Origin of the sequence: Saccharopolyspora erythraea NRRL 2338 (assembly GCF_000062885.1) — a bacterium.
GTDB classification, from domain to species: Bacteria; Actinomycetota; Actinomycetes; order Mycobacteriales; family Pseudonocardiaceae; genus Saccharopolyspora_D; species Saccharopolyspora_D erythraea.
In genome coordinates this window covers 2,606,875-2,620,187 of the sequence record NC_009142.1, presented here as the reverse complement: position 1 = coordinate 2,620,187, position 13,313 = coordinate 2,606,875, and the positions used below count along the sequence as shown (strand labels likewise).

The 13,313-nt window shown below is 70.5% G+C and carries 13 protein-coding genes; 11 read left to right on the top strand and 2 right to left on the bottom strand.

Features of this window, described 5'->3' with window-relative positions:
* Positions 1-3: 3 nt before the first annotated feature.
* The gene (locus tag SACE_RS11785) at positions 4-2,334 is read left to right on the top strand and encodes a heavy metal translocating P-type ATPase (RefSeq protein ID WP_011873673.1); all 2,331 of its coding nucleotides are present in this window, start codon (positions 4-6) and stop codon (positions 2,332-2,334) included.
* Between the two features lie 60 nt (positions 2,335-2,394).
* Here SACE_RS11785 and SACE_RS11780 read toward each other — a convergent pair whose 3' ends face one another.
* Entirely contained in the window at positions 2,395-2,760 is a 366-nt protein-coding gene (locus tag SACE_RS11780; protein WP_009947154.1) for a cupredoxin domain-containing protein, read from the bottom strand.
* Positions 2,757-3,602 carry an iron uptake transporter permease EfeU gene (gene efeU, locus SACE_RS11775; RefSeq protein WP_009947155.1) on the bottom strand — a complete coding sequence of 282 codons (846 nt, stop codon included), beginning with the start codon at positions 3,600-3,602 and terminating at the stop codon, positions 2,757-2,759. The genes SACE_RS11780 and efeU overlap by 4 nt, the downstream gene beginning before the upstream one ends.
* Before the next feature lie 219 nt (positions 3,603-3,821).
* On the opposite strand from efeU, the gene SACE_RS11770 reads away from it, so the two are divergent.
* From SACE_RS11770 to SACE_RS11725, 10 genes are all read left to right on the top strand, one after another.
* A complete protein-coding gene (locus SACE_RS11770) occupies positions 3,822-4,118 on the top strand; it encodes a DUF3303 domain-containing protein (protein WP_009947156.1) in 297 nt (98 codons plus the stop codon).
* 314 nt (positions 4,119-4,432) lie between these two features.
* Positions 4,433-5,620: a quaternary amine ABC transporter ATP-binding protein gene (locus SACE_RS11765; protein WP_009947157.1), complete on the top strand. Its 1,188-nt coding sequence runs from the start codon at positions 4,433-4,435 to the stop codon at positions 5,618-5,620.
* Positions 5,621-5,635: 15 nt separating this feature from the next.
* A complete protein-coding gene (locus tag SACE_RS11760; RefSeq protein ID WP_009947158.1) occupies positions 5,636-6,451 on the top strand; it encodes a universal stress protein in 816 nt (271 codons plus the stop codon).
* 126 nt (positions 6,452-6,577) lie between these two features.
* Positions 6,578-8,347 (top strand): acetate--CoA ligase, encoded by a 1,770-nt coding sequence (gene acsA / locus SACE_RS11755; protein ID WP_009947159.1) that lies wholly within the window; start codon positions 6,578-6,580, stop codon positions 8,345-8,347.
* Entirely contained in the window at positions 8,347-9,339 is a 993-nt protein-coding gene (pdhA, locus tag SACE_RS11750) for a pyruvate dehydrogenase (acetyl-transferring) E1 component subunit alpha (protein WP_231849979.1), read from the top strand. The genes acsA and pdhA overlap by 1 nt, the downstream gene beginning before the upstream one ends.
* Positions 9,336-10,316, top strand: a complete 981-nt coding sequence (locus tag SACE_RS11745) for an alpha-ketoacid dehydrogenase subunit beta (protein WP_009947162.1) — start codon at positions 9,336-9,338, stop codon at positions 10,314-10,316. Before pdhA ends, SACE_RS11745 begins: the two co-directional genes overlap by 4 nt.
* A 1-nt stretch (position 10,317) precedes the next feature.
* Positions 10,318-11,622, top strand: coding sequence for a dihydrolipoamide acetyltransferase family protein (locus tag SACE_RS11740; protein WP_009947163.1), 1,305 nt, complete (start codon positions 10,318-10,320; stop codon positions 11,620-11,622).
* On the top strand, positions 11,622-11,876 hold the full coding sequence (locus tag SACE_RS11735; RefSeq protein WP_009947164.1) for an acyl carrier protein: 255 nt from the start codon (positions 11,622-11,624) through the stop codon (positions 11,874-11,876). Before SACE_RS11740 ends, SACE_RS11735 begins: the two co-directional genes overlap by 1 nt.
* 96 nt (positions 11,877-11,972) lie before the next feature.
* Complete coding sequence (locus SACE_RS11730; protein WP_009947165.1) at positions 11,973-12,461, top strand: universal stress protein; 489 nt, start codon at positions 11,973-11,975, stop codon at positions 12,459-12,461.
* An 86-nt stretch (positions 12,462-12,547) separates the two neighbouring features.
* Positions 12,548-13,159: a CBS domain-containing protein gene (locus tag SACE_RS11725; protein ID WP_009947166.1), complete on the top strand. Its 612-nt coding sequence runs from the start codon at positions 12,548-12,550 to the stop codon at positions 13,157-13,159.
* Positions 13,160-13,313 lie beyond the last annotated feature (154 nt).

Genomic DNA, 13,313 nt, shown 5'->3' with positions numbered 1-13,313 from the left:
GCCGTGGCCCATGTGCGCTCGTGGCACGAACCCGCGCTCCTGGTGATCACCGCGGGCGCGCTGGTCGCGGGCGGCGCCGCATGGCTGGCGGGCGCGAAGGCCGCGGCCGAGCTGATGTGGGTAGGGGGCACGGTCGTCGCGATCGTGCCCGCCGTGGTGTGGATGGCGCTCACCCTGTGGCACGGCCGGACAGGTGTCGACCTCATCGCCGTTCTGGCGCTCGGCGGCACCCTCGTCGTCCACGAGTACCTGGCCGGAGCGCTGATCGCGGTCATGCTGGCATCCGGGCGGACGCTGGACTCGATGGCGCAGCGCCGTGCCTCCCACGACCTGCGGGCTCTGCTGGAGCACGCGCCCCGGTTCGCCCACCGCCGGCTGGACGGCGGAATCGACACGGTCGCCGTGTCCGAGGTGGTGCCGGGCGACCTCCTGGTCGTCGGCGCGGGTGAGGTCGTTCCCGTCGACGGCCGGGTCGCCTGTGGTGCCGCCGTGCTCGACGAATCGGTCCTGACCGGCGAGTCGGCCCAGGTCGAGCGCAACACCGGCGAACCGGTGCGCAGCGGTGTCGTCAACGCCGGATCCGCCTTCGAACTCCGAGTCGACGCCCGGGCGGAGGACAGCACCTACGCCGGGATCGCTCGGCTGGCCGCGCAGGCCGGCGCCGAGCGCGCCCCCGTGGTCCGGCTGGCCGACCGCTACGCGACGTGGTTCCTGCCCCTGGCCCTGCTGCTGGCGGGCGCGGGCTGGTTCGTGACCGGGACCGCGGTCGGCGCGGTCGCAGTGCTCGTGGTCGCCACGCCCTGCCCGCTCCTGCTGGCCGTACCCATCGCCCTGGTCTCCGGCATGTCCCGCGCATCCCGGATCGGCGTGATCATCCGCGACGGAACCGCGCTGGAGAACCTCGGCCACGCCACCACCGCGGTCCTGGACAAGACGGGCACCCTCACCTCCGGCCGCCCCGGCGTCATCGAGGTCGTCGCGGCTCCGGGCATCCGCCCGGCGGAGGTGCTGCGGCTCGCTGCCGCAGTCGACCAGGCGTCCCCGCACGTCCTCGCCGAAGCCATCGTCACGCACGCCCGCGCCCGGAACCTCGCACTCCCTGCTCCCATTGGCGTCACCGAACAGCCCGGGCGGGGCACGAGCGGTGTGGTCGACGGCCATCGGGTCGAGGTCGGCAGGCTGACCCTGCCGGAGCACCGGCCCGCCTGGGTCGAAGCAGTGCTCAACCGGGCCATGCTCGACGCGGCCGCCATCGCATGGGTGAGCCGCGAAGGGCTGCTGCAGGGCGCGATTCTGCTGCGCGATCCGCTGCGCCCCGACGCACCCCGGACGATCCGGCGACTGCGCGGCGCCGGCCTCGTCCGCGTCGTCATGCTGACCGGGGACAGGGCCGAGCCCGCCCAGGAGGTGGCGACCGTGCTCGGCCTCGACGGTGTGCACGCCGAGCAGACGCCGACGAGCAAGGTCGAGTGCGTTCGCGCCGAGAGCACGGCCGCGACGACGGTCATGGTCGGTGACGGCGTCAACGACGCGCCCGCGTTGGCGGTGGCCACGGTCGGCGTCGCGATGGGGGCGCGCGGCTCGACGGCGTCCTCGGAAGCCGCCGACGTCGTCCTCACCGCGGACCGGCTCGACCGGCTCGCCGACGCCATGGACATCGCCCGTCGAGCACGGCGGATCGCGGTGCAGAGCGCCGCGGTCGGGGTGGCGTTGTCGGTCACCGCGATGGGCGTGGCCGTCTTCGGGTGGCTGCCTCCGGCCGCGGGAGCGCTGCTGCAGGAAGGTATCGACGTCGCGGTGATCCTCAACGCCCTGCGGGCCCTGCGCGGTGGGCGGCACGAGGGCGTCGCGGTCCCGCCGTCGACCGAGAGCCTGCTGCACCACTTCGCCACCGAGCAGGAAGGGCTGCGGCAGACCCTGCACCTGGTCCGCGACAGCGCCGTCCTCATCTCCGAAAGCCCGGGGAGCCAGGAGGCACTTGCGGCGCTGCGCCGCACCCAGGAGTTCCTCGACCGCGAGCTCGTACCCCACGAGCACGCCGAGGAGAAGCGGCTCTACCCGGCGCTGGCAGCGGCCCTCGGCGGCACCGAGGCGACCGCGACGATGAGCCGCATGCACGCCGAGATCGACCGGCTCAGCCGGCGCACGGCGACCCACCTGGCCCTGGCCAATACCCGAGAAGGCATCGGCGCGGACCAGAAGGACGACCTCCTGGCCACCCTCTACGGCCTGTACGCGGTGCTCCGGCTGCACTTCGCGCAGGAAGAGGAAAGCTACTTCACCCTCGCCGAGGCCGACCGCCACCCGGAAGCGACGCATGGCCCCCAGCCGTGAGTACCCGGCCGCTTTCCCCTGCACAACAGTCGCGCCCGGAACCCGCGAGCGGAAGCGGTGTCATCCGGTGACGGTGAACTGCCCGCGAATCCCGCCGCCCTGCATGCCCGGCTTGCATGCGGTTGTGTAGCCGCCCGCCCGCGGCACATCGACGACGAGTTCGCGCGTCAGTCCAGGCGCGATGTCCTCCACCTCGCCGAGCACCCGGTCCCCCTCGCCGTAAAGGTAGAACTCGGTGACCTGGCTACCGGTGTTGGTGATGTCGAAGCGGATCGTGCCCGCGGGAGCGGTCGTGGCCGACAACTCGCAGGATTGGTCACCCGCGCGGACGGTGATCCGGCCCGCCGTGTCCTCAGCCGGCTGCTCCCCGCACCCCGCCAGCAGCAGCACTGCGAGCAGGGAGGCGGTGCGGGCGCGGACGGTCATGCCGCCTCCGCCTTACGAACGCCAGCCGCCCGAGCCGCTCCGCGGTGGGGACGCAGGAACAACGGCAGGGTCACCGCGACGTATCCGGCCCACACGATCGCTTCCAGAACCGTGGTCCGCGGCGAGAAGTTGAAGAGCCCCTTCGCCAGTGCGCCGTACCAGGACGACGCCGGTACGTAGGCACTCACGTCGAACGCGAGGGTGTGCATGCCCGGAAGCAGCGCGGCTTCCTGGAGGTCGTGCACCCCGTACGCGAGGACGCCGGCGGCGACGATGATGAGCAGCACGCCCGTGATCGTGAAGAACCTCGACAGGTTCAGCCTGACCGCGCCGACGTAGATCAGGCAGCCGAGCAGCACCGCGATGGCGATGCCGACCACGAACCCGACCAGCGGCAGCACCGTTCCGCCACCGGCGGAGCGCACGCTGGAGAAGAAGAACACCGCGGTCTCCAACCCTTCCCGCGCCACCGCCAGGAACGCCACGACGGCGACGGCCACGGGGCCGACCCGCAGGGCTTGGTCGAGCCGGCCGCGCAGGTGAGCGGCCAGCGTCCGCCCTGCACGGCGCATCCAGAAGACCATGCCGGTGACGAAGACGACCGCGATGATCGAGGCGATGCCCCCGAACGCTTCCTGGGCTTCGAAGCTCAGGCTTGCCGCGGTGTAGGTGAGCACGGCGCCCACCGCGACCGACAACAGCACCGCGATGCCGACGCCCGTCCAGACCTGCGCCAAGGCCCGCCGGTTCCCGACCCGGACGAGGAAAGCGATCAGGATGCTGACCACGAGAACGGCCTCGAGCCCTTCTCGCAGTCCGATCAACGCATTGCTCAGCAGCATCCCGGCCCTCCCCGCTCGAACACCCGAGCCAAAATGCTAGGTAAGCCTCACCTTACTCTCGAGACTGGATGGGTGCAGCCCCGACCGGTGCTCTGTTCGTATCGGGTCAGGCCGCCGGCCAGCCGATCCGTCCAGCGGCGTGCCGGGCTCCCGGTTAGCGTGAAGAGGTTCTCCGCCGACGAATCTGACCGCAATGCCGATCATCCTGGGGGGGTCGCCATGCTGTGGTATTGCCGTTTCCACTGGCACCAGAACACCCGCGCGGACGACGTGCGGCGGCGCGTACTCGAACAGCACGAAGCAGGCACCAACAAGCCCGAGCGCATCCGCGGCTGGTACAACCTCGCCGGAGGCGGCTCGGGCTTCCTGCTCGTCGACACCGACGACCCGCACGAGCTCACCGAGCTCCTCCAGCCCTACATGGACCTGGTGAGCTGGGACGTGCACGCCATCTACGAGGTGCCCTACGCGGACATGATCGACCAGATCCGCCAGCGGCTCGAACCGACCGCCTGACGGTCGGCCCCGAGGCCGACGATCCCGCGGTCGCCAGCGGGCTGGGGCTTCCGACGGTCGCGGGACGCTCGCTGAGCGCCCGATCCGCCCTCGGTGCATCCTGGAAACGAGTTGCGTCGGGGAGGACGGCTGCCGAGTGGGCACCGGATTGCTGTGGGGACCGTGCCACCTGCCTCCCGGACCAGCGGTGACCGCGCGCGGGACGGGCCTTGGACCGACTCGTCCAGCACGCACTGACGCCCGCTGCCGGTGGTCCGGCGAGCCTCCCGCCGAAGGCACACCTCCCAGGACGCGCCAGATCGGAGGCGACACCGGTGGAGATCCGAGTCGACGGGTTGTACAAGGTGTTCGGACCGGATCCGGCGGAAGCGGTCCAGCGCCTCCGGCTCGGCGCCGTCACGGCCGAGGAGCTGCGCGAGGAGGGCAAGACGGCCGCGGTCGTGGACGCGAACTTCCACGTGCGTCCCGGCGAGACCTTCGTCGTCATGGGACTGTCGGGCTCGGGCAAGTCGACGCTGATCCGCATGGTCAACGGTCTGCTCGGGCCCACCGCGGGCCACGTCTACGTCGACGGCCAGGACATCAGCACCATGTCCGCCAAGAACGTGCGGCTGGTGCGCCAGAACTCCATGAGCATGGTCTTCCAGCACTTCGCCCTGCTACCGCACCGCACGGTTCTCGACAACGCCGCTTACGGGCTCCAGGTGCGCGACCGCCCCAAGGGGGAGCGCTTGAAGAAGGCGCGCGAGTCGCTGGCGCTGGTCGGGCTCGACGGCTGGGAGGACCAGTTCCCCCAGCAGCTCTCCGGAGGGATGCGGCAGCGCGTCGGACTGGCCCGCGCGCTGGCCACGGGCACCGACGTGATGCTCATGGACGAGGCGTTCAGCGCGCTCGACCCGCTGATCCGGCGGGAGATGCAGGACCAGTTGCTGCAGCTCCAAGCCAGTCTCTCCAAGACGATCCTGTTCATCACCCACGACCTCAACGAGGCGATGCGCATCGGCGACCGCATCGCGATGATGCGCGACGGGCGGATCGTGCAGATCGGCACGGCTGAGGACATCCTCAGCCGGCCGGCCACCGACTACGTCGCCCAGTTCATGCGGGATGTCGACCGCGTGCGGGTGCTCACGGCGTCACTGGTGGCCAACCGCGACGAACTGGTCCTCCACGCCGACTCCGACCCCGCGGCAGCCCTGCGGACCATGCGGGCGCACGGCCTCGCCGGGCTCGTCGTGCTCGACGCCCAACGCCGCGTGGCCGGGTTCGTCACCGAGGCCGACGCCGAACGCGCCCTGGCGGCCGGCCGCGCGCAGGTCGGTACGCCGTCGGCGGCGGTACTGCCCACCGCACGGCACGACACCCCGTTGGCCGAACTCTGCACGCCCCTGTCCCAGACGAACTGCGGACTCGCCGTGCTCGACCCCGACGAACGGCTCGTCGGAGTCGTGACCAGGGGCGCGCTGCTGAACGCCCTCGGGGAAACGTCCGCGGCAGGCTGATTTGGGAGCGACCTGATGAAGGCGGATGGACCGATCCTGGTGGGCGTGGACGGCTCCGAGCAGTCGCGGACCGCGGTGTCGTGGGCGGTCGCCGAGGCCGAACTGCGGGGTGCGGAAGTGCACCTCGTCGTCGTCGAAGACCGGCCGGCGCACGACGAAGATCGCTGGCACATGGTCCGCGAACTGGGCGATCACGTCAGGCTCGAGCACCCGTTGGTGGAGATCCACGAAAGGATCGTGCGAGGACACCCGGCACAACGCCTGGTGAGCCGTTCGGCCAAGGCGCGGATGGTCGTCGTGGGTGCGCGCGGCCGCGGGGCCATCACCGCGGCGCTGCTGGGATCCGTGAGCGTCCACCTGGCCATGCACGCCCAGTGCCCGGTGGTGGTCGTGCGCGACCTGCCGGACCCCAGCGGCCAGGTGGCGGCCGGGGTGGACGGTTCTCCGCAGAGCCGAGCCGCTCTCGGGTTCGCTTTCGAAGCCGCCGCCTTGCACCACACCGACCTCGTCGCGATACACGTACGGCAAGAGCGTTCGCCCGAACACGCGGCACCGCAGCCCCCGCCCGGTGCCGAGCAGGACCGGGCGGACGGCCTGGAGGTGGCGCTCGCCGAGTGGGACGAGCGCTATCCGAACGTGCCCGTGCACCGGGTGGTCCCCCACGGGCGTCCGGTCGCGGAGCTGGTCGCAGCCGCCCGCGGCGCCCGGCTCCTCGTCGTCGGCCACCGCGGACGCGGCGGATTCGCCGCTGTCCAACTGGGTTCGGTCGCTTCCGGAGTTCTCCAGCACGCACCGTGCCCGGTCGCGGTCGTCCGCGACGAGACCCAGTGACGCGCTGAGGCGGACTCCCGAGCGCAGTCTGCGCGCTCGTACCCGGGAGACCCCGAGGGACCTTGGCCCCTGCCGACCACAGCCGACGGTCTCCACGCTTGGCACCGTGGGAGGAAGGGAGTTGCGATGCGGTGGGAGCCCATCGTCAAGTCCGAGAACACGCGAAAGGCGTCGAACCTGGGGGACTACGAACGTGCTCGTCGTGAGTTCACCTGGGAGCAGGCGCGCTCCGCGCTTTCGGGCCTTCCCCGCACCCGGGGGTTGAACATCGCGTACGAGGCCGTCGACCGGCACGCCTTCGGAGAGTCCGCGCGTGCTTGCGCCCTGCGCTGGATCGACAAGCACGACGAGGTGACCCGCATCAGCTACGGGGAGCTCCGGGAACTGACCAACCGCTTCGCCAACGTACTGCACGACCTCGGCATCACCGGGGGCGAACGGGTCTACACGCTGCTCGGGAGAATCCCCGCCCTGTACGTGTCCGTCCTGGGAACGCTGAAAGCCGGCGGCGTCGTGGCCCCGCTCTTCTCTGCCTTCGGCCCCGAACCCGTCGCCGAACGGCTGCGGATCGGAGAAGGCGCCGTCCTGGTCACGACCCCGCGGTTGTACCGGAACAAGATCAGCCAGGTCCGCGCCGGACTGCCCCACCTGCGGCACGTGCTGCTGGTGGGCGAAGGCGAGGCGCAACCGGGCACCGTCCGGCTCGAAGACGCCCTCGCGCATGCGAGCCCTACGTACGAGATCGCGGCAACCGCCCCTGAGGATGCCGCGCTGCTGCACTTCACCAGCGGGACCACCGGCAGCCCGAAAGGAGCGGTGCACGTGCACGATGCCGTGGTCGCCCACCACGCGACCGCTTACTACGGGCTGGACCTGCGCCCCGACGACGTCTTCTGGTGCACTGCCGACCCGGGCTGGGTCACCGGCACCTCCTACGGGATCGTCGCACCGCTGACCCACGGAGCGACGCTGGTCAGCGACGAGGGCGAGTTCGATGCCCGGCGTTGGTACCGGGTGCTCTCCGAGCAGCGCGTCACGGTCTGGTACACCGCGCCCACAGCCCTGCGGATGCTGATGCGGCACGGCTCGGAGCCGGCGTCCCGCTACGACCTGTCCGCTCTGCGCTACGTGGCCAGCGTCGGCGAGCCGCTCAACCCGGAGGTCGTGGTGTGGGCGCAGGACGCACTGGGGATGCCCGTCCACGACAACTGGTGGCAGACCGAGACCGGCGCGATCATGATCAGCAACTTCCCCGGCGAAGAAGTCAGGCCGGGATCGATGGGCCGGCCCCTGCCCGGCATCGAGGCCGGACTGCTGGAGCGCGGCGACGACGGGCGAGCGCGAGTCGACCAGGGCAGGGTGCGGGAGATGCCGGGTGCCGATGCCGAAGGCGAGCTCGCGTTGCGCCCCGGCTGGCCGTCGATGTTCCGGGGGTACCTGCACGACGACGCCCGCTACGCGGCGTCTTTCGCCGACGGCTGGTACCTCACCGGCGACATCGCCGCACGGGACGCCGACGGCTACTACTGGTTCGTCGGCAGGGCCGACGACGTGATCAAGTCCGCGGGGCACCTCGTGGGGCCGTTCGAGGTGGAGAGCGCGCTGATGGAGCACCCCGCGGTCGCCGAGGTCGGAGTGATCGGCAAGCCGGACCCCGTCGCCGGCGAGCGGGTGAAAGCGTTCGTGTCACTGCGCTCCGGACACCAGCCCAGCGAGGAACTGCGCGGCGAACTCCTGGCGTTCAGCCGGCGCAGGCTCGGCGCGGTCGCCCCGAAGGAACTCGCCTTCGACGACGACCTCCCGCACACCCGCAGCGGGAAGGTCATGCGCCGGCTGCTCCGTTCCAGGGAACTGGGGCTTCCCGAAGGAGATCTGTCCACTTTGGAGAGAACGTGATGACTCGGCGAGGATCGCCGGAAACCAGCGCACGGGCGAAGAACCGCACAGCCATGCTGCACCAGATGGTGCGCATCCGGCGTTTCGAGGAGCGCTGCGTCGAGCTCTACAGCGCCGCGGAGATCCGCGGCTTCATGCACCTCTACATCGGAGAGGAGGCCGTGGCCGCTGGACTGATGCAATCCCTCGGTGACGAGGACGCGGTGGTGTCGACCTACCGCGAGCACGGCCACGCACTCGCGCGAGGCGTGCCGATGTCCTCGGTGATGGCCGAGATGTTCGGCCGTGCCACCGGGTGCAGCCGCGGCCGGGGCGGTTCGATGCACCTTTTCGACGTGGCTCGCCGCTTCTACGGCGGCAACGCGATCGTCGGCGGCGGACTGCCCATCGCGGTGGGCCTCGCCCTGGCCGACGCGATGCGCGGCCACCCGCGGGTGACCGCGTGCCTGTTCGGTGACGGCGCGGTCGCCGAAGGCGAGTTCCACGAGTGCCTGAACCTGGCAGCCCTGTGGCGGCTGCCGGTGCTGTTCTGCTGCGAGAACAACCTCTACGCCATGGGCACCGCCCTGGCGCGGGCCCAGGCCGAGGTCGACCTCGCGCTGCGGGCGAGCTCGTACGGGATGCCGTCGTGGGCCGTCGACGGGATGGAGGTCGAAACCGTGGCCGGTGCGAGCAATCGAGCGGTGGAAGCCATGCGTGCCGGCGGAGGCCCCTGCTTCTTGGAACTGCGCACCTACCGCTTCCGGGCGCACTCGATGTACGACGCCGAACGCTACCGCGACAAGGCCGAGGTCGAACGCTGGAAGCAGTTCGACCCCATCGACCAGCTCACCGCACGCATGCGTGAAGCCGGCGAGCTGACCGCCGACGGCCTGCAGGCCCTGGAATCCGAAGTGGCCGGTGAACTCGACCAGGCCGTGGCCGAAGCACAGGCGGGCCCGTTCGAGCCGATCGAGGACCTGACCCGGTTCGTCTACAGCGAACAGCCATGACCACCGTGCACACCACCTACCGCGAAGCCATCCGCGAAGCGCTCAGGGAAGCGCTGCGTGAAGACGAGCGCGTGTTCCTCATGGGTGAGGACGTCGGCCGCTACGGCGGCTGCTTCGCGGTGAGCCTCGGGCTGCTGGAGGAGTTCGGACCGGATCGGATCCGCGACACGCCCCTGTCCGAATCGGCGTTCGTCGGTGCGGGCATCGGTGCCGCACTGGCCGGGATGAGGCCCATCGTCGAGGTCATGACCGTCAACTTCAGCCTGCTGGCGCTGGACCAGATCCTCAACAACGCCGCCACCCTGCTGCACATGTCCGGCGGGCAGCTCAACGTTCCCCTGGTGATCCGCATGACCACCGGTGCGGGCCGGCAGCTGGCCGCCCAGCACTCGCACAGCCTGGAAGGCTGGTACGCCCACATCCCCGGTTTGCGCATCGTCACTCCCGCCACCCTGGAGGACGCGCGCGGGATGCTGCGTTCAGCGCTGGAGGACCCGGACCCGGTTCTGCTCTTCGAGCACGGCTCGCTATACAACACTGACGGAGAGATCGAAGAACCTGCCGAGTCGAAGGACATCGACAACGCAGCCGTGCGCCGACCCGGCACCGACGTCTCGCTGATCACCTACGGCGGCACCCTCCCCGTGACGCTCGAAGCCGCCGAACGGCTCACCGACCAGGACATCGACGCGGAGGTGGTCGACCTGCGCACGCTGCGCCCGCTGGACGAGTCGACGATCCTCGACTCCGTACGGCGCACACACCACGTCGTCGTCATCGACGAGGGATGGCGCAGTGGCAGCCTTTCGGCCGAGATCACCGCCCGGATCACCGAGCACGCCCTGTACGAGCTGGATGCCCCGGTGCAACGGGTGTGCACGGCCGAAGTGCCGATGCCCTACGCCAAGCACCTCGAAGAGGCCGCACTGCCGCGCACCGAAGACGTGGTCGCCGCGGCGCAACGGGCGGTGGGGTGACATGGCCGAGTTCCGGATGCCTTCCCTCGGCGCCGACATGGACCAGGGAACCCTGGTCGAATGGCTGGTACGCCCCGGGGACACCATCAACAAAGGCGACATCATCGCGGCGGTGGACACCAACAAGTCGACCATCGACGTGGAGTGCTTCGAAACGGGAGTCGTAGACCGCCTCCTGGTCGACCCCGGCAGCATCGTCCCGGTGGGCACTCCGCTCGCGGTCATCACCCCTCGAGCCCGAGGAGCTCCCGCCGCTCCCCCGCCTCCGCAACCCGCTCCCGTGGCCAAGGCTCATCGCGCGGTCCCGACCGTCTCGCCCCCCGTGCGCAAGCTGGCCGCGCGGACAGGTGTCGACCTCACGACGCTCCACGGCACCGGACGCGCGGGGGCGATCACCCGAGCCGACGTCGAGGCAGCCGCACGCACAGCCGCGCAGCCGGTGCCGAGCCCGTCCCCGGCACCGCCCACGCCATCGCGGCGACCGGTATCGCCCTACGCCCGGCGGCTGGCCACCGAACTCGGTGTCGAACCCGAGCGGCTGACGGGGTCCGGCCCGGACGGCGCGGTCCACGCGCGCGACGTCCACCGGGCAACGCAGCGCCCCGCCGAGGCCACCCCGGCGCCTGCCACGGCCGAAGGACGCCCGGAATCCATGCGGCGCGCCATCGCCGCCCTCATGGCCAAATCCAAGCGCGAAATCCCGCACTACTACCTGACCAGCACCATCGACGTCGGCAGAGCCGTCGAGTGGCTGCACGAGCACAACCGGCACGTCCCCGTCACCGAACGCCTCGTGCCGGCCGCCCTGCTGCTCAAGGCCGCTGCTCTGGCAGCCCGTGGCGTGCCCGAGCTCAACGGCCACTGGGTTGACGACCGCCTGGTTCCCAGCGACTCGGTGCACCTCGGCGTCGCGGTGTCCCTGCACGGTGGCGGACTGCTCACCCCCACCCTCGCCGACGCCGACCAGCTCCCGCTCAGCGAGCTGATGCACCGGCTCCGCGACGTGGTCGCCCGCGCCCGCGCCGCGCGGTTGCGGTCCTCGGACACCACGACGGCGACGATCACGGTGACGAACCTCGGCGAACTCGGCGTCGAGTCGGTGCAGGGGGTGATCTACCCGCCGCAGGTCGGACTTGTCGGCTTCGGCGCCGTCATGCGCAGGCCCTGGGCAGTCGGGGAGCTGATCGGGATCCGCCCCGTGGTCACGGCAACGCTGTCCGGCGACCACCGAGCATCCGACGGCGCCACGGGCGCTCGTTTCTTGAACACCGTCGACGCGGTCCTGCAACGACCGGAGGAGTTGTGATGCCCCGGCGAATCACCACCGGACACGCTCGGGAGCTCGTGCGCGACGCCTTGCTCAAAGCCATGCCCGGAGCCGACCTCGACTCCGTCGACGAGGGCGAGAACATCCGCGATGCCCTGGAACTGGACTCGCTGGACTTCCTCACCTTCGTCGAGCAGCTCGGCGACGCGGCGGGAGTGCGCATCGACGAAGACGACTACGACCAGCTGACCACGATCAAATCCTCGGTCGAATACCTCACCAGACTGCCCTGAGCTCCGGCCTGTGAACGGTGAACGCAGCCGTGGCCCGGCCGACGGTGCCGCCACCGCCCTTGCGGGACGGCGACTGCTGATGAATGAGGGGAACCGATGATCGAGGACAAACCGCGGGTCGTCGTCGGCGTGGACGGGTCGCCCGGCTCACGCGCCGCGCTGCGCTGGGCGCTGCGGTACGCCGAGCTGAGCGATGCACGCATCACAGCTGTGATCGCGTGCGGATGGCCGGCGCTCATCGACTTGACGCTGCCGATGCAGGAGGACGACATAGCCGCCAACGCGAAACGGGAACTGACGAAGACTGTCGATGAAACCCGTGCTCTGCTCGCCACGCGCGTCCCTGTGGAACGGAAGGTGGTGCGAGATCACGCGGCGCGCGCACTGCTCGACGAGGCGCAGGACGCGGACCTGCTGGTGGTGGGACACCGCGGGCACGGCGGGTTCGCCGAAGCACTGCTGGGGTCGGTGAGCCGGCACTGCGTCCACCACGCCCCGTGCCCGGTCGTCGTCGTTCACCAGACGCCCGGCGGCGACCGGGCACAGGACGGCCCTTCTCAACGCGGTGGCGTTGCACGCGAGTGACGGGCAACGACAATGGACCCCAGGCCTGCCTGCGGACCCAAGTGCCAGGCATGGAGACCGGAGGAACGATGCAAGCCGGAGACCTCATGTCACGGCCGGTCGTCACCGTCCGCGACTTCGACTCGATCAAGAAAGCCGCCGGGATACTGGCCGAACACGGCTTCACGTCGCTGCCCGTGGTCGACGCGGACAGCAGGCTGCTCGTCGGCATCGTCACCGAAGCCGACCTGATCCGGGACGCTATTCCCCCGGATCCTCGCAGCGACACCAGGCACGAGACCGGTCACCGCAGCCCCGTGCCCAGTGCACCACCGCCCACCCTCGTATCCCAGATCATGACCAGGTCCGTCCACACCGCGGGCCCCAGGACGGACTGCGCCGAGATCGCCGCCACCATGCTCGAGCACAACCTGCGCAGCGTCCCGGTCACCGAGGACCGAGTGGTCGTGGGCATCGTGACCCGGCGCGACCTCATGCGCGATCTCGCACGCGACGACGTGCTGATCCAGATCGACGTCCGCCGCAACCTCGATCGCTATGGAGGATTCGAGGACTGGCAGGTGTCGGTGTGCGATGGTCGCGTCGTGCTCACGGGTCCGGTCGGCGACCCGCCGGCCCGCGACGTCGCCCGCGCGCTGGCATTGGCCACTCCAGGCACGCGCCAGGTCGAAGTGGCCGCTCCCAGACCCTGCGCATAGCTACCAACCGTTGGAGGGAGGATGAACACCGTACCGGCTCGCCTTTCAGCCGTCGGCCCCCGACGACGACCTCGTGGCGAACGGTTGCATCGCGGTGGCCACGTCGGAAAGGAACTGCATAGCGAGCGCGGTTCGCGTGTTCTCGAGGTGTCCT

Bases quoted from the DNA above. Each gene is read 5' to 3' on its own strand.
- SACE_RS11735 (WP_009947164.1), top strand. From the start codon at position 11,622: ATGCCCCGGCGAATCACCACCGGACACGCTCGGGAGCTCGTGCGCGAC.
- acsA (WP_009947159.1), top strand. From the start codon at position 6,578: ATGCGGTGGGAGCCCATCGTCAAGTCCGAGAACACGCGAAAGGCGTCG.
- efeU (WP_009947155.1), bottom strand. From the start codon at position 3,602: ATGCTGCTGAGCAATGCGTTGATCGGACTGCGAGAAGGGCTCGAGGCC.
- SACE_RS11745 (WP_009947162.1), top strand. From the start codon at position 9,336: ATGACCACCGTGCACACCACCTACCGCGAAGCCATCCGCGAAGCGCTC.
- SACE_RS11740 (WP_009947163.1), top strand. From the start codon at position 10,318: ATGGCCGAGTTCCGGATGCCTTCCCTCGGCGCCGACATGGACCAGGGA.
- SACE_RS11725 (WP_009947166.1), top strand. From the start codon at position 12,548: ATGTCACGGCCGGTCGTCACCGTCCGCGACTTCGACTCGATCAAGAAA.
- SACE_RS11780 (WP_009947154.1), bottom strand. From the start codon at position 2,760: ATGACCGTCCGCGCCCGCACCGCCTCCCTGCTCGCAGTGCTGCTGCTG.
- pdhA (WP_231849979.1), top strand. From the start codon at position 8,347: ATGACTCGGCGAGGATCGCCGGAAACCAGCGCACGGGCGAAGAACCGC.
- SACE_RS11770 (WP_009947156.1), top strand. From the start codon at position 3,822: ATGCTGTGGTATTGCCGTTTCCACTGGCACCAGAACACCCGCGCGGAC.
- SACE_RS11760 (WP_009947158.1), top strand. From the start codon at position 5,636: ATGAAGGCGGATGGACCGATCCTGGTGGGCGTGGACGGCTCCGAGCAG.
- SACE_RS11730 (WP_009947165.1), top strand. From the start codon at position 11,973: ATGATCGAGGACAAACCGCGGGTCGTCGTCGGCGTGGACGGGTCGCCC.